This is a genomic window from Pseudomonas sp. A1230 (assembly GCF_044218825.1).
GTDB classification, from domain to species: Bacteria; Pseudomonadota; Gammaproteobacteria; order Pseudomonadales; family Pseudomonadaceae; genus Aquipseudomonas; species Aquipseudomonas iridis.
The window spans coordinates 5,697,857-5,718,018 of record NZ_CP162582.1; the positions used below are offsets into that span (position 1 = coordinate 5,697,857).

At 60.6% G+C, this 20,162-nt stretch carries 17 protein-coding genes and 1 riboswitch; of the genes, 11 read left to right on the forward strand and 6 right to left on the reverse strand.

Annotated elements, in window-relative coordinates; genetic code table 11:
• Positions 1–122 precede the first annotated feature (122 nt).
• The 7 genes from msbA (at position 123) to AB4P97_RS26545 (ending at position 8,366) form a co-directional block, all read left to right on the forward strand.
• The gene (msbA, locus tag AB4P97_RS26515; RefSeq protein WP_042557335.1) at positions 123–1,943 is read left to right on the forward strand and encodes a lipid A export permease/ATP-binding protein MsbA; all 1,821 of its coding nucleotides are present in this window, start codon (positions 123–125) and stop codon (positions 1,941–1,943) included.
• On the forward strand, positions 1,937–2,833 hold the full coding sequence (locus AB4P97_RS26520; RefSeq protein ID WP_042557336.1) for a GNAT family N-acetyltransferase: 897 nt from the start codon (positions 1,937–1,939) through the stop codon (positions 2,831–2,833). Before msbA ends, AB4P97_RS26520 begins: the two co-directional genes overlap by 7 nt.
• 4 nt (positions 2,834–2,837) lie before the next feature.
• Positions 2,838–4,238: a PIG-L deacetylase family protein gene (locus tag AB4P97_RS26525; RefSeq protein ID WP_042557337.1), complete on the forward strand. Its 1,401-nt coding sequence runs from the start codon at positions 2,838–2,840 to the stop codon at positions 4,236–4,238.
• Between the two features lie 64 nt (positions 4,239–4,302).
• Positions 4,303–5,724 carry a bifunctional D-glycero-beta-D-manno-heptose-7-phosphate kinase/D-glycero-beta-D-manno-heptose 1-phosphate adenylyltransferase HldE gene (gene hldE, locus AB4P97_RS26530; protein ID WP_042557338.1) on the forward strand — a complete coding sequence of 474 codons (1,422 nt, stop codon included), beginning with the start codon at positions 4,303–4,305 and terminating at the stop codon, positions 5,722–5,724.
• Between the two features lie 130 nt (positions 5,725–5,854).
• Positions 5,855–6,829 carry a glycosyltransferase gene (locus AB4P97_RS26535; protein ID WP_042557339.1) on the forward strand — a complete coding sequence of 325 codons (975 nt, stop codon included), beginning with the start codon at positions 5,855–5,857 and terminating at the stop codon, positions 6,827–6,829.
• Positions 6,830–7,516, forward strand: a complete 687-nt coding sequence (locus AB4P97_RS26540) for a hypothetical protein (RefSeq protein WP_042557340.1) — start codon at positions 6,830–6,832, stop codon at positions 7,514–7,516. It begins immediately after the preceding gene.
• Between the two features lie 49 nt (positions 7,517–7,565).
• Positions 7,566–8,366, forward strand: a complete 801-nt coding sequence (locus AB4P97_RS26545; protein ID WP_042557341.1) for a hypothetical protein — start codon at positions 7,566–7,568, stop codon at positions 8,364–8,366.
• A gap of 7 nt (positions 8,367–8,373) precedes the next feature.
• Here the strand turns inward: AB4P97_RS26545 and AB4P97_RS26550 are convergent, their stop codons facing one another.
• The 4 genes from AB4P97_RS26550 to AB4P97_RS26565 all read right to left on the reverse strand — a co-directional run bounded on the left by AB4P97_RS26550 (position 8,374) and on the right by AB4P97_RS26565 (position 11,886).
• Positions 8,374–9,336, reverse strand: coding sequence for a hypothetical protein (locus AB4P97_RS26550; RefSeq protein ID WP_047299465.1), 963 nt, complete (start codon positions 9,334–9,336; stop codon positions 8,374–8,376).
• Between the two features lie 31 nt (positions 9,337–9,367).
• Complete coding sequence (locus AB4P97_RS26555; RefSeq protein WP_042557343.1) at positions 9,368–10,180, reverse strand: aldo/keto reductase; 813 nt, start codon at positions 10,178–10,180, stop codon at positions 9,368–9,370.
• Complete coding sequence (locus tag AB4P97_RS26560; RefSeq protein ID WP_042557344.1) at positions 10,177–11,352, reverse strand: FAD-binding oxidoreductase; 1,176 nt, start codon at positions 11,350–11,352, stop codon at positions 10,177–10,179. The genes AB4P97_RS26555 and AB4P97_RS26560 overlap by 4 nt, the downstream gene beginning before the upstream one ends.
• Before the next feature lie 201 nt (positions 11,353–11,553).
• The gene (locus AB4P97_RS26565; protein ID WP_042557345.1) at positions 11,554–11,886 is read right to left on the reverse strand and encodes a multidrug efflux SMR transporter; all 333 of its coding nucleotides are present in this window, start codon (positions 11,884–11,886) and stop codon (positions 11,554–11,556) included.
• 102 nt (positions 11,887–11,988) lie between these two features.
• On the opposite strand from AB4P97_RS26565, the gene AB4P97_RS26570 reads away from it, so the two are divergent.
• Together AB4P97_RS26570 and waaA are read left to right on the forward strand one after the other, a co-directional pair.
• Positions 11,989–12,891 (forward strand): LysR family transcriptional regulator, encoded by a 903-nt coding sequence (locus AB4P97_RS26570; RefSeq protein ID WP_261736289.1) that lies wholly within the window; start codon positions 11,989–11,991, stop codon positions 12,889–12,891.
• Positions 12,892–12,902: 11 nt separating this feature from the next.
• Positions 12,903–14,177, forward strand: a complete 1,275-nt coding sequence (gene waaA, locus AB4P97_RS26575) for a lipid IV(A) 3-deoxy-D-manno-octulosonic acid transferase (protein ID WP_042557348.1) — start codon at positions 12,903–12,905, stop codon at positions 14,175–14,177.
• Positions 14,178–14,262: 85 nt separating this feature from the next.
• Here waaA and AB4P97_RS26580 read toward each other — a convergent pair whose 3' ends face one another.
• Positions 14,263–15,696 (reverse strand): TolC family outer membrane protein, encoded by a 1,434-nt coding sequence (locus AB4P97_RS26580; RefSeq protein WP_042557349.1) that lies wholly within the window; start codon positions 15,694–15,696, stop codon positions 14,263–14,265.
• A 196-nt stretch (positions 15,697–15,892) separates the two neighbouring features.
• A riboswitch (TPP riboswitch) is annotated at positions 15,893–15,998 on the forward strand.
• Between the two features lie 146 nt (positions 15,999–16,144).
• On the opposite strand from AB4P97_RS26580, the gene thiC reads away from it, so the two are divergent.
• Complete coding sequence (thiC, locus tag AB4P97_RS26585; RefSeq protein ID WP_042557350.1) at positions 16,145–18,034, forward strand: phosphomethylpyrimidine synthase ThiC; 1,890 nt, start codon at positions 16,145–16,147, stop codon at positions 18,032–18,034.
• Between the two features lie 103 nt (positions 18,035–18,137).
• On the forward strand, positions 18,138–19,430 hold the full coding sequence (gene cytX, locus AB4P97_RS26590; RefSeq protein ID WP_042557351.1) for a putative hydroxymethylpyrimidine transporter CytX: 1,293 nt from the start codon (positions 18,138–18,140) through the stop codon (positions 19,428–19,430).
• On the opposite strand, the gene AB4P97_RS26595 is transcribed toward cytX, so the two are convergent.
• A complete protein-coding gene (locus AB4P97_RS26595) occupies positions 19,399–20,145 on the reverse strand; it encodes an RsiV family protein (protein WP_042557352.1) in 747 nt (248 codons plus the stop codon). The genes cytX and AB4P97_RS26595 overlap by 32 nt on opposite strands.
• Between the last annotated feature and the right edge of the window lie 17 nt (positions 20,146–20,162).

A 20,162-nucleotide genomic window follows, 5' to 3' on the forward strand; every position in this document is an offset into this window, starting at 1 on the left:
CTGGCTCCCATCATTAGCGGCGTATCTTAACCGACTTGCTCCAAGGCTGGCGTGAAGTCATGTTTATCGGGGGAAAAACGCGTGTGATATCATCCGCGCCTCACTGAATTGTGCGGATCACCATGAGCAGTCCTGAACCGAAAGCCCAGTCAACGCTGGCGATCTATTTCCGCCTTTTGGCTTACGTGCGGCCTTACGCCGGTCTCTTCCTTCTCAGCATCGTCGGGTTCCTGCTCTTCGCATCGACCCAGCCAATGCTCGCTTACATTCTCAAGTACTTTGTCGACGGTCTGGCCAATCCTGAAGCCAGTCTGTTTCCGGGCAACCCTTATCTGGGCAAGTTGCAGTTGCTCGAAACCGTACCACTGATGATTGTGTTCATCGCCGTGTTGCAGGGTGTGGGTTCTTTTCTCGGCAACTTTTTTCTGGCGCGGGTTTCTCTGGGCCTGGTGCATGACTTGCGGGTCGTGCTGTTCAACAAGTTGCTGGATTTACCCAACCGCTTCTTCGACAAGAACAACTCCGGTCATCTGATTTCCCGAATCACCTTCAACGTGACGATGGTCACGGGGGCGGCGACGGATGCGATCAAAGTGGTCATCCGTGAAGGCATGACCGTGATTTTCCTGTTCTGCACCCTGTTGTGGATGAACTGGAAACTCACCCTGGTGATGGTCGCTATCCTGCCGGTGATCGGCATTATGGTGAACAGCACCAGCAAGAAATTCCGCAAGCAAAGCAAAAAGATCCAGGTGTCCATGGGCAACGTCACGCACGTTGCCTCCGAGACCATTCATGGTTATCGCGTCGTGCGCAGTTTCGGTGGCGAAGTCTACGAAAAAGACCGCTTTCGCGACGCCAGCCAAAGCAACACCGACAAGCAGCTGACGATGACCAAGACCGGCGCGGTTTACACACCGATGCTGCAACTGGTGACGTACAGCGCCATGGCCGTGGTCATGTTCCTCGTGCTTTATCTTCGCGGTGACGCATCGCCGGGCGATCTGGTGGCCTACATCACAATGGCCGGTCTGTTGCCCAAGCCTATTCGCCAGCTCTCCGAAGTCAGCTCGACCATCCAGAAAGGCGTGGCTGGTGCCGAGAGTATTTTCGAGCAACTGGATGAGCCGGCGGAAGTGGATCAGGGCACGGTCGAGCGCGATCGTCTTGAAGGTCGTCTGGAAGTGCGCAATCTGAGCTTCCAGTACCCGGACACCGACAAAAAGGTGCTCAACGACATCAGCTTTGTCGTCGAGCCTGGGCAGATGGTTGCTCTGGTCGGGCGTTCGGGCAGCGGCAAGTCGACGCTGGCCGGGTTGATTCCGCGCTTCTACCAGCATGAGCAGGGTCAGATTCTGCTTGATGGGGTAGAGGTTCAGGATTTCACCTTGCGCAGCCTGCGTCGCCAGATCGCTCTGGTTACCCAGGCCGTCACGCTGTTCAACGATACGGTGACCAACAACATCGCTTACGGCGATCTGGCTGGCGCGCCTTTCGAAGAGGTCAAACGCGCGGCTACCGAGGCTTATGCTGACGAGTTCATCGTCAAGATGCCGGAGGGTTACGAGACCATGGTCGGCGAAAATGGCGTATTGCTGTCCGGCGGCCAGCGCCAACGCATCGCGATCGCCCGGGCCCTGCTCAAGGATGCACCGTTGCTGATTCTCGACGAGGCCACGTCGGCTCTCGATACGGAGTCGGAACGGCACATTCAGGCAGCACTGGATCATGTGGTGCAGAACCGCACGACGCTGGTCATCGCTCACCGTTTGAGCACCATCGAGAAGGCCGACCTGATTCTGGTCATGGATGAAGGCCGCATCGTCGAGCGTGGCACCCACGCGCAGTTGCTCGAGCAGAACGGCTACTACTCGCGTCTGCATGCCAAAGAGTTTGAAGAGGGTGACGAACCTCAGCCGGCCCACGTGACCAACGTATGCTGACAATGTTTCGCAGCTTTCGTGAGCGCGGCTGGACTGAAATCGACCGGGATGCGTACGCGGGTGCCTGGCAGCGTTTCGGTGGCAGTTTCGCGACACATCCCGAGGTGGTCGAACGGCTTTCGGCCTTCGTTGGCATCGAGTTGCGTTACCTGGGCTGGATCGTTGGCGGTGAGGTGCTTGCCGCCATTCCTTGCTGGGGGCGCCACGTCGCCTTGTCCAAGGAAGTGCTCAAGCGTGAGGGCAAGCGCGGCTTGCTGGACATGGGCAATGCAGAAATCATCCTGCCGATCGCACCCGATATCGTCGTGCCGGTCCGTCAGCGTATGGCCTATGTTTCCCAGCTGAATGCCGAGCGGATCAGCACCTTGAAAGCGCAGCCGGAGGGCCTGGCCCTTGCCCGGTTGCCGGAAGAGTATTCGAAGAAATTTCGCTACAACCAGCGTCGCGAGCAGCGCTTGCTGGAAGAGGCGGGTGGCTCGCTGGTGCCGATGTCCGGATTTACCCCGCAAGAGCAGGCCGCCGCTTACGGCGATCTGTTTCAGCGTCGCTGGGGCTTTGAGGTACCGGGCAAGGCTGGGCTGGTCGAGGTCTTCACACTGTTGCGCGAATTCATGACCGGCTCGGTGGTCATGCTCGAATCGGCCCCCGTGGCCATTCAGGTTTTGTATCGCGTCGAGGCGCCCGAGTGGGTGTCGCTTGAATACGTCAATGGTGGCGTCGACCCGCAGAGCCGCGAGTTCAGCCCGGGCAGCGTCCTGAGCTTCGTCAACACCCAGCAGGCCTGGGCAGATGCGCAGGCGCTGGGCAAGCCTCTGCGTTATTCATTCGGTCGTGCCGACCGTGAGTACAAGGATCGCTGGTGCCACACGGTGCCGGTCTACAAGGTCTGAATTCATGAGCGCTCGCAAGCAACAGCTTCTCAAGGCCCATCGACGTAACAAGCGCATGTTCCTCGTAGCCTTTCTGGTCGCGCTGCTTGTGATCGGGTTACTCATCGCGTGGTGGCTGGTGCCGCTGTTGCTGGTGCTGGCCTGGGTCGCCCACGAGGCGTGGTTTGCCGATCATTTGTTCTATCGGCCCTCTGACGATTATCAATACGCGTTTCCTGCAGACACGGCGCGTCAGGCGGTGAGCCTGAGCGCTGGTGTTGTGCGTCTGAGCGAGCCGTTGGCAGCAGGCGAGACGCTTGTTCTCGAACTTGAATTGAAGGCTGGCTGGCTGGGGCGCTGGCTCGATCCTTACGTTCAGGTCGGCGATGATCGCCAGGATTTTGAGCGCGGGGTCAGCGGGCGGCGTTTTCTGAATCTGTCCGGTCAAGCCAAGGCATTGCAGCAGGGATCACTGACCCTGCGCGGTCGCTATTGTGCAGCGGGTACCGCCGGCACATTGTGGATCATGGCCAGCCCTGACTACAGCCGCCAGCGTGTGATGGTCATCGCGCCCCATGCCGATGATGCCGAGTTGGCAGCGTTCGGCCTGTATAGCCGCTGCGAGGACGTCAGTATCGTCACTCTGACCCAAGGCGAGATCGAGGCTGAAGATTTCCAGCGCCTGGGTCTGGATCAAGCTGCGGCTGCCCGGTTGAAGGGGCGTTTGCGCAGTTGGGACAGTCTGGCGATTCCGCAGTGGGGCGGGGTGCCCGCCGAGCGTTGCGTGCAACTGGGTTATTACTGCCTGCAATTGCCTGCGATGGCTGCAGAACCGGGCAAGGCGTTCGGCTCCCGAGAGTCGCAGGAAAGCGATGTGCGCAGCGTGCGCCGGCATAATCCTCTGGCCTTGCCCGCCGACATCGACGGGCAACCGACCTGGCAGAATCTGGTCGGTGACCTGGCGAAACTGCTGGAACACTATCGTCCCGAGGTGCTGGTCACGCCGCATCCTGAGCTCGACCCCCACAGCGATCACGTCGCCTCCACTCAAGCGCTGCTTGAAGCCATTGCCCTGAGCAACTGGAAGCCGGCGACGCTCCTGATGTACGCCAATCACCTGCATGACAACGACCGCTGGCCGATGGGGCCTGCCGGTGCCGGTATCGCCTTGCCGCCTGCGATCGAGCCGTTGCCGGCTGACCGCTTGTGGAGCCCGTTGCTGTCGGCGGATACGCAGCTGGACAAGGCCATGGCACTGGCGATGGAGCATGACTTGCAGGGCGGGCAAGTGTTCAAGCGCCAATTGCGCCGCTGGATCCAGCAGGCTCTGGCCGGGCGCCGCTGGCCTGTAACGGGCAGTAACGAATTTTTCCGCAAGGCTGTCCGGCGCCACGAATTGTTCTGGGTGCGCGACCTTTCAGATTGAGGCGGACGGCGCTTTTCCCTGTGTTAATATCGCGCCCCTGTTCATTTTGTATGTGGGTTGCTCCATGAAGTTGTCCATGCCGCGTTTCGATCAAGCCCCGGTCTTGGTAGTCGGCGATGTCATGCTCGACCGTTACTGGCATGGCGGAACCTCACGGATCTCCCCTGAGGCCCCGGTGCCGGTCGTTAAAGTCGAGCAAATCGAAGATCGTCCGGGCGGTGCCGCGAACGTTGCCTTGAACATTGCCGCGCTGGGTGCGCCGGCGTCCCTGGTCGGTGTGACCGGTGACGACGAAGCTGCCGACAGCCTGAGCAACAGTCTCAAGGGCGCGGGCGTACGTGCCTTGTTCCAGCGCATTGCGCACCAGCCAACCATCGTCAAGCTGCGGGTCATGAGCCGGCACCAGCAATTGCTGCGAATTGACTTTGAAGAACCGTTTGCCACCGATGCCCTGGCCCTCGCCTCGCAGGTCGATGATCTGCTGGAAGGCATCAAGGTGCTGGTGTTGTCCGACTACGGCAAAGGCGCACTGAAAAACCATCAGGCGCTGATTCAGGCTGCCCGCGCCAGGAATATCCCGGTGCTGGCCGACCCGAAGGGCAAGGATTTCTCGATCTACCGTGGCGCCAGCCTGATCACCCCCAACCTCAGCGAATTCGAAGCCATCGTCGGCGGTTGCGCCGATGAGCATGAGCTGGTGAGCAAGGGCGCTGCGCTGATGCACGACCTTGAGCTCGGTGCGCTGCTGGTGACCCGTGGCGAACACGGCATGACCCTGCTGCGTCCTGATCATCCGGCGCTGCACCTGCCGGCCCGTGCGCGAGAAGTGTTCGACGTCACCGGTGCCGGTGACACGGTGATCTCGACGCTGGCTGCTGCCATCGCCGCCGGCGAAGAGCTGCCCCATGCCGTGGCGCTGGCCAATCTGGCCGCAGGCATTGTGGTCGGCAAACTCGGTACGGCGGCCATCAGTGCTCCGGAACTGCGTCGCGCCATTCAGCGTGAAGAAGGCTCCGAGCGCGGTGTGCTGGGCCTGGAACAGTTGATTCTCGCGGTGGCCGATGCTCGGGCGCATAACGAAAAGATCGTGTTCACCAATGGCTGCTTCGACATTCTGCACGCCGGCCACGTGACCTATCTGGAACAGGCGCGCGCCCAGGGCGATCGTCTGATTGTCGCGGTCAATGACGATGCTTCGGTCAGTCGCTTGAAGGGGCCGGGTCGTCCGATCAACAGTGTCGACCGCCGCATGGCAGTTCTGGCAGGGTTGGGCGCGGTGGACTGGGTCATCAGTTTCCCTGAAGGCACCCCGGAAAACCTGCTGCGTGAGGTCAAGCCGGACGTGTTGGTCAAGGGCGGCGATTACGGGATCGACCAAGTGGTCGGCGCCGACATCGTGACGTCTTATGGCGGTACCGTGAAAGTGCTGGGGCTTGTGGAAAACAGCTCGACGACCGCAATTGTCGAAAAAATCCGCAGTCGCTGATCAGATGAATTTTTACCTTTGTGTACTGCGTGTGAACGGATTTTGCCATGGGGATCTAGCCGTTTCCGTTGATGTCGGCAGGTTTGAATCCGATGCGCTTGCCTGCCTACGTCGCGTGGTCAATTAACCTATGAAAGTCATGCTACTGGTGATGGACGAGCAGCGGGTCATTCTCGACCGGCTCTACGACATCGTGCAGCAGAACTGTGATGAATGCGTCATCTTCCGTCTGAGCAAGCAGCAACAGATGAACCTCGGGCCGTTTCTGGCCTCGGTTGACTATCAAACGTTCGACCGCGTGGTGATCTTCTCTCGGGTCAAGCGCCTGGCCACGCAATTGCGGGTGCTCAAGTGCATTCCCGGGCTGGTGTTCCTCGAGCACGACGCCTACCAGAATTACATGCCCGCCAGTAAATATCGTGGCGTGTATTCGCGTCTCTACAGTCGTCTACCGAGCTGCCGCGCGCTGGTGTCCGGCGCCGTTGTTGCCCGCAAAATGCTCGCTGAAGGCATCGACACAGTCTTCGTCTCCAAGGGTTACGACGAGCAGATGCTGCGCAATACCGGCGCCGAGCGCGATATCCCCATCGGTTTTCTGGGCAGCCTGAAAAGCACCGAGTACGCCGAGCGCAAGGCAATGCTTGAGTCGCTCGCGCAACGTACCGGCATGCTGGTGACTCGCACGAAATCGGGTACGGAATACCTCGAAACACTCAATCGCATCAAGATTTTCGTCAGTGCTGACATCGGCATGAACGAGTTCATGATCAAGAATTTTGAAGCCATGGCTTGTGGCTGCGTGCTGCTGGCCTGGAGCCAGGGCGAAGAAGACCAGTTACTCGGCTTCGAAGACATGCACAACACCGTGTTTTACCGCAGCGCAGACGAGGCCGTTGCGAAGATCAAACTGCTGCAGGACGACCCGGAGCTGGCGCAACGTATCGCCATGAATGGGCAGGAGTTTGCGCAAAGTCGCTATTCCTTCGCCCGAGTTGGCCAGGCCCTGGCCACGGAAATCCAGCGTGAAATGCGCCCATGGCAGCCGCCTTCGGCGTTCACGCAGTTCTGGGTCAAGCTACGCCACGGGATGAAGGTGCCGACCTGAATGAAGGACGAACACATGGCGCTGGATGCGCTGCCTGGCGGTGACCAGTCTGTTCTGGAGGCGCTGCCCGCGCCATTGCAGGCATGCCTGAGCCGTGCGCCTCGGGTCGTATTGATTGCCAACAATCCAGCCATTACGGCGGCTGATTTTCAGGCGTTGAACATTGGCGTCGATGACGTCGTGGTCAGCTTCAATACCTGCATCAAGGCGTCTCTGCTCGACTCGCGAAGCGTGAACGTCGTCGTGCATGGCTATAACGCTCAGGACGCGTACTTTTTTGGCCTGCCCTTGGGGCCGGACGTGCAGCGGCTGTTTGATCAGGCGGGTGAGCGCTGTTTCACCATGCTGGTCGGCTGTGCCGCACCGATGAGTCCGCTGACTCGGGTGGCCATGTACTGGGATCGCATTCCGCTGCCACCGCTCTGGAACTATCCGGTCGACCGGCCGGGCGGCAAGCGCTACGTTGGCCCCTCCACCGGTTTCAACACGCTCGTGTTGTTCGACTGGTTGCGCGGTCACGTCGGGTACACCTATCAGCTCATGACCCTGGGTTTTTCCAACGAAGCTGGAAAACTGTGGGGTGGGCATGCCTGGGATTACGAGCGCGACTGGCTGCAGAAATCGGACGTCATCGTCGTGCCGCTGCAACCCCGCCGCTGGTGGCAGAAGTTGTTTCGCCGCAAATAAGCGAGTCCGTGCCGGCCGACCCGTACAACTTTCGAAAAGGTGCTGTTGAGTGTTGAAAATTGCCGTGGCTTTTTTCGGTATCCCGAGAAACTCGCCGATTTGTTTTCCTTCCATCGAGCAGAACGTACTGGCGCAGTTACCTGCGGGCAGCGACGTGAAGTGCTTTTATCACCTGTACAAAATCGATGAAGTGCAGAACTCCCGTTCAGGCGAGAAAGGCGAGCTGGCGGCGGACAACTACCAGCCATTCGAATCGATGAGCGGGACGCTGACCTCGACCGAAGGCGTGCTGGATCGTTGGGATTTCGAGCAAGTCAAAGCACAGGGCGACACCTGGGCGGATGATTTTGCATCGTTGCGCAACCTGATCTATCAGCTCAACTCACTGCACACCGTCACCAGCATGATTGAATCCTTCGATCCCGATTTCGTGGTGTTCGTGCGTCCGGACAATTTCTTCCACAACCCGCTACCTGCTTATGTGTTCAATCATCCAGAGGCGCGGCGGCACAATGCCTACATTCCCGACTGGCAATGGTGGGGTGGGTTGAACGACCGCTTTGCCATTTGCGGTCGCGATACTTACGTCGCGTATGGCAAACGCATCGAGCGCATCTTCGAGTTCTGCAAGGCGACGGGGAGGAAGCTGCATTCCGAACGCTTGCTTAAATTCGCGTTGCAGCAGGCCGACGCCAAGGTTTGCACACTGAAGACCCAGGCTTCGCGAGTGCGTATTACCGGCGCCTTTGCCGAGGAGTCGTTTTCGCCCAAGCGCGGCATGGGCAAACGCGAGAATCGATACTTCCACTTCTTCGCCACATTGCGTACGTGGCTGGATCGCCGGCGCTAACCGGCAGTCAGCGCGCGCGCTTCTTGCCCAGGCCCACAAGGCGCAACGCCTTGAGGCTTAGCTGTTTGAGGCCCGCACGAGGGGGCTTTGCCGGTTGCAGGCCCTGTTGCACGAGCCAGTCTTTCCAGCGAATCCGCTCTTCGCGCACTACCCAGCCTTCTTGATTCGCAAAGCTCTCGGCCAGATACAGCCCGCGTGTGCTGGCCGGTAGCAGTTTGTCGCGCTTGAGGGTGTACAACTCGGCCAGTGGCGCGCCGTCCTTGAGTGGCATCAAGTACAGATCGGGGCGCTTGCGGTCGAGCCGCGCCACCAGTTGATCGCCTTCCAGACGCTCATCGACGTGGAACAGGCTCAGGGACTTGGCTTCCTTGGGCACGTCCAGGCGCAAGTCGTAGATCAATTGCAGCGATGCTGTCGGCAAGTGCACATAGGCCCGCGGCCGCTCCAGCAATTGCAGATTGGCGCTACGAATGGGGCGTGCCGAACCGGACAACGGCGTCAACCGAAACGGCAAAGCCTCGCGATAGTGCAGGGCCGAGGAGTAGGGCGCCGGCAGCCAGGTGTCGTTGAAGCGCCCGCCGAGCCAGCCTTCGGGGGTTTCCAGCAAACACTCTTCGGCGATTTCCTGAATGGCCGTGTGCAGCGGGATATTCAGTTCGTGAGCCGGTACGTAACCGGAAATCAACTTCAGCACCACATCGCCGCGATCCTGCCGGCGCTGGCGCACCAACACCCAGTAGTCGCGATTCTGCCAATGCAGGGTCAGGCGCACCGAGACTCCCAGATTCGCCAGTTCCAGCGAGAAGCGCTCGGCGTCCGCCACGCTGACCGGTTTGCGTCGCTGCAAGGTCTGCGTGAAATTCAGCGGCATCCCGACGCTCTGATACGTCAGGCCTTCGGGCGTAGCTTCGACGAACAGCGGCAGAGTCTTGAAGTTGCTCGGGTTCTTTCTGATGAGCGTGCGCGGCATATCGGCTCCTGCTTAAGGCCGCGGGGCGGCGTCAGTGACTACGAAGGACTTGGGCAACGGTCGCAACGTTGTGGGCGAGGTGCAGCGGATTGATCGTCCCGACGATAGCACTGGCGACGCCAGGTTGCGCGAAAAGCAACTCGAAGCTGGCGCGCACCGGATCCACGCCCGGGCTCAGGCAAACGTGACCGCTGGCCAGGGCCTTCTTCACCAGAATGGCTTTGCCGTGCGCAGCAGCATAGTCAATGACAGCCTTCTCGTTTTGTTCGTTCAGATTGTAGGTGACCATCGCGCAGTCGCCTTGCTCCAATGCTTTGAGGCCACCTTCGACGGTCTTGCCGGAAAAACCGAAGCCGCGAATCTTGCCCTCGGCCTTGAGCGCGGCGAGTGTGGCATAAACCTCTTCGTGCTCAAGAATGGCCAGGTCGTTGCCATCGGAGTGCACCAGCACCAGATCGATAACGTCCGTTTCCAGACGTTTCAGGCTGCGTTCGACCGACAAACGCGTATGCGCCGCGCTGAAATCGTGTCGCGAGAGGCCGTCGGCAAACTCTTCGCCGACTTTGCTGACGATCACCCAATCCTGACGCTGGCCGCGCAACAGCGGGCCAAGACGCTCTTCGCTGCGACCGTAGGCCGGGGCAGTGTCGATCAGGTTGATGCCCAACTCGCGTGCCTGCCTGAGCAGCATCCGCGCTTCGTCGTCATCGGGAATCTGGAAGCCGTTGGGGTATTTCACCCCTTGATCGCGGCCAAGTTTGACCGTGCCTAGGCCCAGCGGTGAGACCGTCAGGCCGGTACTGCCCAGCGGGCGGTGAAAGTCATGCAGGGTGGCAATGCTCATGGCAACAGTTGCTCCCAGGCCGGAACGCCCATCGGTGGTTTTGGCAGCGACGGTAACGGTTCGCCGGGTTGCGGCTGGATACCGTCGCGCTGCAATGAGGCCATCACTCGGTCGGCAAAGTCCGGCGCCAGCGCCAGTTTGGTCGGCCAGCCGACCAGCAGGCGACCCTCTTCGGCGAGGAACGCGTTGTCCGGGCGCGTCAGGCCGGTTTGCAGCGGCTCGGCACGGTCGACGCGCAACGTCGCCCATTGCGCGGTGCTGAGGTCGATCCACGGCAACAACTGGGCGATTTCTTTTTGCGCGGTAGCGATCTGTTCGGCGGGTTCGCGGTTCACGCCTTCACTTTCGGCAATGTCGCCACCCATGTACCAGACCCACTGGCCATCAGCCGCCGGATGCGTGGTGACGGTAATGCGTGGTTTGGTGCCGCCACCCAGGCAGTGGGCGTACAGCGGTTTCAGGCCTGGGCCTTTGGCGAGGATCATGTGCAGCGGCCGGCGTTGCATGGCCGGTTTGCTCAGGCCCAGGTGCTCAAGCAAATGCGCGGTGCCTTCGCCAGCACTGAGCACGATGCGCTGGGCGCGGATCTCGCGACCGTCGACCTTCAGGCCCACCAGCACGCCTGCTTCCAGCAACGGCTCGATGGTCTGCCCGGCGAGCAGACCGTCACCGGCCAGATCGGCCAGACGCTGGATCAGGCTCGGCACATCGACCACCAGTTCGGCCAGGCGATAGACCTTGCCCTTGAAACGCTTGTCTTGCAGGGCTGGCGGCAGTTGATCGCCCTTGACCTGATCGACGCGGCCGCGCACGGCTTTACTGGCGAAGAAGCTGGTGAGGTTGCCGGCGAGGGTGCCTGGCGACCACAGGTAATGGGCTTCGGAGAGCAGGCGCACGCCACTCAGATCCAGCTCGCCGTTGCCGGCCAGCGCCTCACGCCAGCGTCGCGGCATGTCGGCGATGGCTTCCGAAGCACCGGTCAACGCGCCATGCAGCGCGTACTTGGCGCCGCCGTGGATGATGCCTTGGGATTTCACACTCTGCCCGCCACCGAGGCTGGCACTTTCCACCAGCACGGTCGAAAACCCCTGACGGCGCAGGCGCGCATTCAGCCAGAGGCCGGCGACACCAGCGCCGACAATCAGAACGTCGGTGGAAATAACGGATGGCATGCAGCGACCTCAGTGTTTAAGACGAGGGCGCAGTATACAGACTCGGGAAAGAGGCGGATTTGTCGATGATTAACAGGCTGGATGCAAAATCAAATGTGGGAGAGAGCCTGCTCGCGAAAGCGCTGTGTCAGGCAATATCGTTGTCGACTGACATGCCCTCTTCGCGAGCAGGCTCGCTCCCACAGGTACTGCGATTGGTTTTTAATGGCCGGCGGTTTTCGAGAACAGTTGAATCACCACAACGCCCAGAACAATCAATCCCATCCCCAAAATCGCCGGTACATCCAGCTTCTGCCCATAGATGAACAGCGCCGCGATACTGACCATCACAATGCCCATCCCGGCCCACACCGCGTAAGCGACACCCACCGGCACCGTGCGCACTACCAGGATCAGCATCCAGAACGCGATGGCGTAACCCACGATCACTACCAGCAGCGGCAGCGGTGTACTGAAGCCTTTGACCGCTTTCATCGAAACGGTGGCCATGACTTCGGCGCAGATGGCGATGGCAAGGTAGGCGTAGGCGTTCATGTGTAATCCTCGTGTGTAGCGTTACTTTCTGAGGTCGGCATTTTAGAGGTTGTTCAGATGCGGTAAAGTCATTACCTATCTGTTTGGGAGATGGGTTGCGCGATGAGTATGCAGTGGAATCTGGATCAGCTACGCGTGTTTATCGCGGTCGCCGAACAGCGTTCGTTCTCCGCCGTGGCCCGGCAACAGCGCAAGGCGCAGTCGGCGATCAGCAGTGCCATCGCCATGCTCGAGGATGATCTGGGCGTGAGCCTGTTTGAGCGTAGCAGCGGTCGTCAGCCGAGGCTCACCGAAGCGGGGGAGGCGCTGCTCGAGGAGGCGCGAGAAGTCTTGCGCCAGTGTGAGCGCCTGAATGGCCGGGCCATGGCGATGATGCGCGGCCAGGAAGCGCAACTGCGCGTGGCGCAGGATGAGGCGATGCCCTATCAGGCGCTGGTGGAAAGTTTCGGCGCGCTGGCCGATCAATTTCCCAGCCTGGAAGTACAACTCACCAGCGCTGCTCAAGGCGAAGTCGCACGCAAACTCGTCGAGCGCCGCGCCGATCTCGGCTTGCTGTTCTATCACGATGAAATCCCCGAGGCGCTGGAGCGACGAGTATTGGGGAGCGTGGAAATGGTCACGGTCTGCGGGATCAATCATCCGTTGGCGACGCAGACGTACGTGACCTGCCAACAACTGGCGCAACACCGGCAGCTTTTGATGTCGACGCAAACCAGTGTCTACCCCGGCAACGAGCCGGCCAGCCCACAGGTGTGGCGTGCCGACAGTTTTTACGTGATGGCCGAATGGCTGGTGCGCGATCTAGGCTGGGCGTGGCTGCCCAGGCACGTGGTGCAGTACTCGGCCTATCAGGGCTTGATGGTCGAACTCGCCAGTGAATGGACGCCGCCAGCGCTGGTGGTGGAGCTGGTCTGGCGGCGCGACGAGCCGCTCGGCCCGGCTGCGCGTTGGCTGGCCGAGCGTTTTGCCGTGCACTTGCGCGCGATCGACGGAAAAAGTCGATAAACTCCGCCGCCATGAATAGAACTCTCTACACCGCGCTGTTTTACCTGGGGCTGCCATTGGTGGCGATTCGGCTGTGGCTGCGGGCGCGCAAGGCGCCGGCGTATGCCAAGCGCATTGGCGAACGTTTCTCTTACGCGATGCCGGCGCTGCAACCCGGCGGCATCTGGGTACACGCGGTGTCGGTGGGCGAAAGCATCGCCGCCGCGCCGATGATCCGCGCGTTGCTGCAACGTTATCCACAACTGCCGATCACCGTGACCTGCATGACCCCGACCGGCTCGGAGCGGATTCAGGCACTGTTCGCCACCGAGCCGCGCATCCAGCATTGCTATCTGCCCTATGACTTGCCATGTGCAGCGGCGCGCTTCCTTGATCGCGCACAGCCGAAACTGGCCGTGATCATGGAAACCGAACTGTGGCCCAACCATATTCATCAGTGCGCCAAACGCGGCATCCCGGTGGCGCTCGCCAACGGACGATTGTCCGAACGCTCGGCCAAGGGTTATGGCCGCTTCAGCAAACTGACCACGCCGATGCTCGCCGAAATGAGTTTTTTTGCCGTGCAGACCGAGGCCGAAGCTCAGCGCTTCCGCGATCTGGGTGCGCGTCCCGAGACCGTCGAGGTCACTGGTTCGATCAAATTCGACCTGACCATCGACCCGCAACTGCTGCAACGCGCCGCCCAATTGCGTGACCAGTGGCAGGCGCTGGAGCGACCGGTGTGGATCGCTGCCAGCACCCATGAAGGCGAGGATGAAGTGGTGTTGAACGCCCATCGGCGTTTGTTGGCCAATCATCCGGATGCGTTGCTGATTCTGGTACCGCGTCACCCGGAGCGCTTCAACTCGGTGTTCGAACTGTGTCAGCGCGAAGGTTTTGCCACACTGCGTCGTTCGACCGCCGCTAATGTCGATGCGCAAACTTCGGTGCTGCTCGGCGACACCATGGGTGAGCTGCTGTTTCTCTACGCCTTGGCCGACAGCGCCTTTGTCGGCGGCAGCCTGGTGCCGAATGGCGGGCACAATTTGCTGGAGCCCGCCGCACTGGCGAAACCGGTGATCAGCGGCCCGCACCTGTTCAACTTCCTCGACATCGCCGCGCAGTTGCGCGAGGCCGGGGCGTTGGTTGAAGTGGATGATGCCGAAGGGCTGGCAGTGGAAGTCCAGCGCCTGTTCGAACTGCCACGGGATGCACAGCGTATGGCTGATGAGGGGCTGGCGGTGATGCGCCGCAATCAGGGCGCGTTGCAGCGTTTGCTGGATGGCTTGGGCCGACTGATCAAATAAAGCAAAAAAGATCGCAGCAATCGGCAGCTCCTGCATGGAAATGCATTCCAATGTAGGAGCTGCCGAAGGCTGCGATCTTTTGCTTTTAAGGGCGGGCCCTGAGCTGCGCCTCGGCAGCCTTGGCCAGATCCGGCGGCAGGAAATCCTTGTCCGGGTTGTAATCGGCCTTCAGGTAACGGCGCAGATCCTCCAGATCACCCGGGTTCAATGTCCCCGCGGCCTGCTTCAAGCGCAGGTTGTCGAGGATGTAGTCATAACGCGTGTTGTTGTAGTTGCGCACCGAGGTATACAACTGGCGCTGCGCATCGAGCACGTCGACGATGTTGCGCGTGCCCACCTGATAACCGATTTCCGTGGCTTCCACCGCGCTCTGGTTGGAGATGATCGACTGGCGGCGCGCCTGCACCTGCTCGACGTCGGTGTTCACCGCGCGGTGCAGGTTGCGAGTGTTTTCGACGACTTGCCGGCGCAGGGCTTCGCGCTGCTGCTCGGTTTGATCGAGGCGTGAGTAGGACTCACGCACCTGGGAGCTGGTCAGCCCGCCGCTGTAGATCGGAATGTTCAGTTGCAGGCCCAGCGTGCTTTGCTCGACGTTGCCACCGTAGGGTGTGCCAAAGGCGTTCGGGTTGGCGAAACCGAGGGCGTCGTTGTCACCTTTTTCGTACTTGGCCACCGCATCGAGGGTCGGCAAGTGGCCGGCCTTGCGCTGTTTCAGGGTCTGTTCGGCGGAACTGACAGCGTAGTTGCTGGCGAGCAGATTGAGGTTCTGTCGGGCGGCGGTGTCGACCCACGACTTGGCGTCATTCGGCGCCGGCGGCAGGATCGGCAGCGTATGGACAATGCCCTGAATCGAGTTGTACTGGCGGTTGGTCAGGGTGATCAGCGCTTCGAACGCATCATCGACCTGACGCTGCGCGACGATCCGGTTGGCGCGCGCGGTGTCGTAGCTGGCTTGGGATTGCAGCACGTCGGTCTTGTCCGACAGGCCGACGTCGAATCGCTCGTTGGACTGGTCGAGCTGGCGCTTGAACGCGGCTTCTTCAGCCTTGGTCGAGGCCAGGTTGTCCTGGCTGCGCAGCACGTTGAAGTAGCTCTCGGCCGATTGCAGGATCAGGTTCTGCTCGGTGGCCGACAGTTGCAGCGCGGCTTGTTCGTTGACGTCTTTGGCAGCCTGGTACTGGAACCAGCGATCGGCGCGGAACAGCGGCTGAGCCAGGGTCGCCTGATACGAGTGAGCGCTGCGGTTGGCGATGGCTGAAGGCTGGTCGAGCGAAGTGCGCACGTCAGCGACTTCGGCGCCACCGGACAGATTCGGCAGCAATCCGGCGCGAGCCTGCGGTACCACTTCTTTCTGTGCACCGTACTGGGCGCGGGCAGCGGCCAGGTCGGCGTTGTTGTCGACCGCTTCCTGATAGACGCTGACCAGATCGGTTTTGGTCGACAAGGGCGCTTCTGCTGCCCAGGCCATTGCGTTGGACGCACAAGACACGGCAAGAGCCAGTGAAAGTTTGCGCAGCATGAGGCGATCCCTAGCATGAATATTATGGAAGTAATCCGGGCGCCAAAGGTAAGGCGCACCCCCCGTAGCGTCAAGGCCCGGCAGGGCAGAGCGAGTGTAGTTGCGCCTGCGTTCGGCAACAATCCGTTAATTGCGCCATTCATCATGGTGTTTGCCGCGGAGTTGGCGTTCTTTGCCGGTTGTGTCTAGACTGGCCGGGTTCTTGTCGGGGTGCCTTGCTATGAGGCTGAGATCGAATAATTTCGGATCCCGTTGAACCTGATCAGGTTAGCGCCTGCGTAGGGAACAAGATTTCTCGTCACCCGGCGAGTCCTCTTGTGCTTCGTCCGGGAAATTGTTCGACAATCGAGCGCTCGACGACGATGCACAGCACCAGTCCTGGTGCGTCCGTGCCTTTCAGGTTCTGCTCCGACAATCCACTGCCTGGATGATGTCTGGAGAGCCCGTGATGACTACAAAACCAAAAAACGCGATCAACCTGAGTGACTCGGCCAAGGTCGACGAGCAATCGGTCAAGCCGTTCACCCGTTCGCAAAAAGTCTACGTTCAGGGTTCCCGCCCGGACATCCTCGTGCCGATGCGCGAAATCAGTCTCGACGTGACCCCGACCGACTTCGGCGGCGAGATCAACGCGCCGGTCGTCGTGTACGACACCTCGGGCCCGTACACCGATCCCAACGTCATCATCGATGTGCGCAAAGGCCTGGGCGATGTGCGTTCGGCGTGGATCGAATCCCGTGGCGACACCGAGCGCCTGCCTGGCTTGAGTTCCAATTTTGGCCAGGAACGCCTGGCCGACGCCGAGCTGACCAAACTGCGCTTTGCCCACGTGAACAACCCGCGCCGCGCCAAGGCCGGGGCCAACGTCAGCCAGATGCACTATGCGCGCAAAGGCATCATTACTGCCGAGATGGAATACGTCGCCATCCGCGAAAACATGAAGCTCGAAGTGGCTCGCGCCGCCGGCCTGCTGGACCAGCAACACGCCGGGCACAGCTTCGGTGCCAGCGTGCCGAAAGTCATCACCCCTGAATTCGTTCGAGAAGAAATTGCCCGTGGTCGCGCGATCATTCCGGCCAACATCAACCACACCGAACTGGAACCGATGATCATCGGCCGTAACTTCCTGGTGAAGATCAACGGCAACATCGGCAACAGTGCTTTGGGTTCTTCGATCGAAGAAGAAGTGGCGAAACTGACCTGGGGCATCCGCTGGGGTTCGGACACGGTGATGGACCTGTCCACCGGCAAGCACATTCACGAAACCCGCGAATGGATCATCCGCAACTCGCCAGTGCCGATCGGTACCGTGCCGATCTACCAGGCGTTGGAAAAAGTGGGCGGCGCCGCTGAAGACCTGACCTGGGAGTTGTTCCGCGACACGCTGATCGAGCAAGCCGAGCAGGGCGTCGACTACTTCACCATCCACGCCGGCGTGCTGTTGCGCTATGTGCCGCTGACCGCCAAACGTGTGACGGGCATCGTTTCCCGTGGCGGTTCGATCATGGCCAAGTGGTGCCTGGCGCACCACAAAGAGAACTTCCTCTACACCCATTTCGACGAAATCTGCGAAATCATGAAGGCCTACGACGTCAGCTTCTCGCTGGGCGACGGCCTGCGTCCGGGCTCGATTGCCGACGCCAACGACGAAGCGCAATTCGGCGAGCTGGAAACCCTCGGCGAGCTGACCAAGATCGCCTGGAAGCACGACGTGCAGTGCATGATCGAGGGCCCGGGCCACGTGCCGATGCAGTTGATCAAAGAGAACATGGACAAGCAGCTGGAATGCTGCGACGAGGCGCCGTTCTATACCCTTGGCCCGTTGACCACTGACATCGCGCCGGGCTACGACCACATCACCTCCGGTATCGGTGCGGCGATGATCGGCTGGTTCGGTTGCGCCATGCTTTGCTACGTGACGCCGAAGGAGCACTTGGGCCTGCCGAACAAGGATGACGTGAAAACCGGGATCATCACCTACAAGATCGCCGCGCACGCAGCGGACTTGGCCAAGGGGCACCCGGGCGCACAGATCCGCGACAACGCCTTGAGTAAGGCGCGTTTCGAATTCCGTTGGGAAGACCAGTTCAACCTCGGCCTCGATCCGGATACCGCGCGTTCGTACCACGATGAAACCTTGCCGAAAGATTCGGCCAAGGTCGCGCATTTCTGCTCGATGTGCGGGCCGAAATTCTGCTCGATGAAGATCACTCAGGAAGTCCGCGAATACGCGGCCAACCAGCGCATCGAAGCGGTCGACGTGGACGTCGCCCAAGGCCTGGCGGAACAGGCTGAGCGGTTCAAGAAGGAAGGCAGTCAGCTTTATAAAAAAGTGTAAGCGGCAAGCTACAAGCTGCAAGTTAGAAGCAGATGCGAAACCTGCTTTTTCTTGCAGCTTGTGGCTTGCAACTTGTAGCTATCACTCCGTGAGATCAACACCCTTGAGCATTCAACCCGGTACCTACTCCCCCGATCTCGCCGTGCCCGCCGACAGGCGTGTATTCGGCGGTCGCGATCTGTTTTCCCTATGGTTCTCCCTCGGCATCGGCCTGATGGTGCTGCAGACCGGCGCATTGCTTGCGCCGGGTCTGGGCTTGTCCGGTTCGCTGCTGGCCATTTTCCTCGGCACGCTGGTCGGCGTTTTGCTGCTGGCGGCCGTCGGCGTGATCGGCAGCGACACCGGTCTGTCTTCGATGGCTGCACTCAAACTCAGCCTCGGCAGCAAAGGTGCGAGCTTGCCGGCGCTGCTCAATCTGCTGCAACTGATCGGTTGGGGCTCGTTCGAAATCATCGTCATGCGTGATGCGGCCAGCCTGCTCGGCACCCGCGCATTCAGCGAAGGTTCGCTGTGGTCCAATCCTGTGTTGTGGACGCTGTTCTTCGGCGCTCTGGCAACCCTGCTTGCCGTCAGCGGGCCGCTGACGTTTGTCCGGCAGATCCTGCGCAAATGGGGGATCTGGCTGCTGTTGGCTGCGTGCCTCTGGCTGACCTGGAACCTGTTCGCCAAGGCGGACCTGACGGCGCTCTGGGCGCGTGCCGGTGACGGTTCGATGCCATTCGCCGTGGGCTTCGACATCGCCATCGCCATGCCGCTGTCGTGGCTGCCGCTGATCGCCGACTACTCGCGTTTCGGCAAGCGTGCGAAGAACGTTTTCGGCGGCACCGCCGTCGGTTTCTTTATCGGCAATTTCTGGCTGATGAGCCTCGGCGTGGCCTACACCCTGGCGTTCGCGCCGAGCGGTGAAGTCAATGCGTTGCTGCTGGCACTGGCCGGTGCCGGGTTGGGTATTCCGTTGCTGCTGATCCTGCTCGACGAATCTGAAAACGCCTTCGCCGACATTCATTCGGCAGCGGTGTCCAGCGGGATTCTGTTGCGCCTCAAAGTCGAGCATCTGGCTTTGGCCATCGGCGTCATCTGCACGCTGATTGCACTGCTGGCGCCATTGGCGCAATACCAGAATTTCCTGCTGCTGATCGGCTCGGTGTTTGCGCCGTTGTTCGGCGTGGTGCTGGTGGATCACTTCATCCTGCGCAAGCGCCGGGGGCAGGTCGCATCAGCCGCGTTGCGCTGGCCGGCGTTGTTGGCGTGGCTGGGTGGCGTCAGCACCTATCACTTGCTGGCGAATCTGTATCCGGACATCGGCGCGACCCTGCCGGCGCTGGTGCTGGCAGGGCTGCTGCAATTTGTGCTCGGTCGGGCCTTCAGTTACGGCCGGGAAACAGCTCAGGCTTGAGAATGCCGTTCAGACGTGGATAAGGGATCTTCAGTTCGACGTGGCCCAGCGCGTAAGGAGCGATGGTGCTCACTTCGTACTTGAGGATTACCCCGCCGTAGGTCAACGCCACGTGCGGGGTTTTCACGAATGGCCAGCTTTTGACGAACTCGGGCTCCTGATCGAGCTTGGTGCTGATCAGCCAGCTGTTGTGCGCCACTTGCGCAGCCTTCCAGAACGCCTCTTCCTGCCCCGGCATCAGCATGTCGGACAGGTTCAGCACTTTGTGCTGCTGGCGCGAATAGTTGATGAAGCCGCGACCCGGTGTGCCATGGGCGCCACCGGTGTCGAGGTAGCTCGACAATTCGATGATCACCAAGCCGTCATGCTGCTCACGTACTTTCGCTTGCAGATAGCTGCTGTTGCGCGGGCCGGCGTTGGCCAGGAACTGCTCGCGATAGGCCGCCAGCGTCGGCGCAACAGGTGCGCCCGGCTCGGTGCGGGTCATTTGCAGCAGGCGTTTTTCGATGATCGGGTCCAGCGCGGGCTCTGCCGGGAAACGCAGGGTGTCGATGTTCACCAGTGGGCAATCAGGGGTGGAACATCCCGGTTTCAGCTGTTCCGACGCATCACGGGTAGTTTCCAGCGGCGTGCGATAGTTGGGCTGGAACAGGCTCGCGCACGCGCCCAGGGTCAGGGCAATGGCGGCCACGGAGGCAATTTTGAAAAGCGACATGGGCGTCCTTTCGAAAG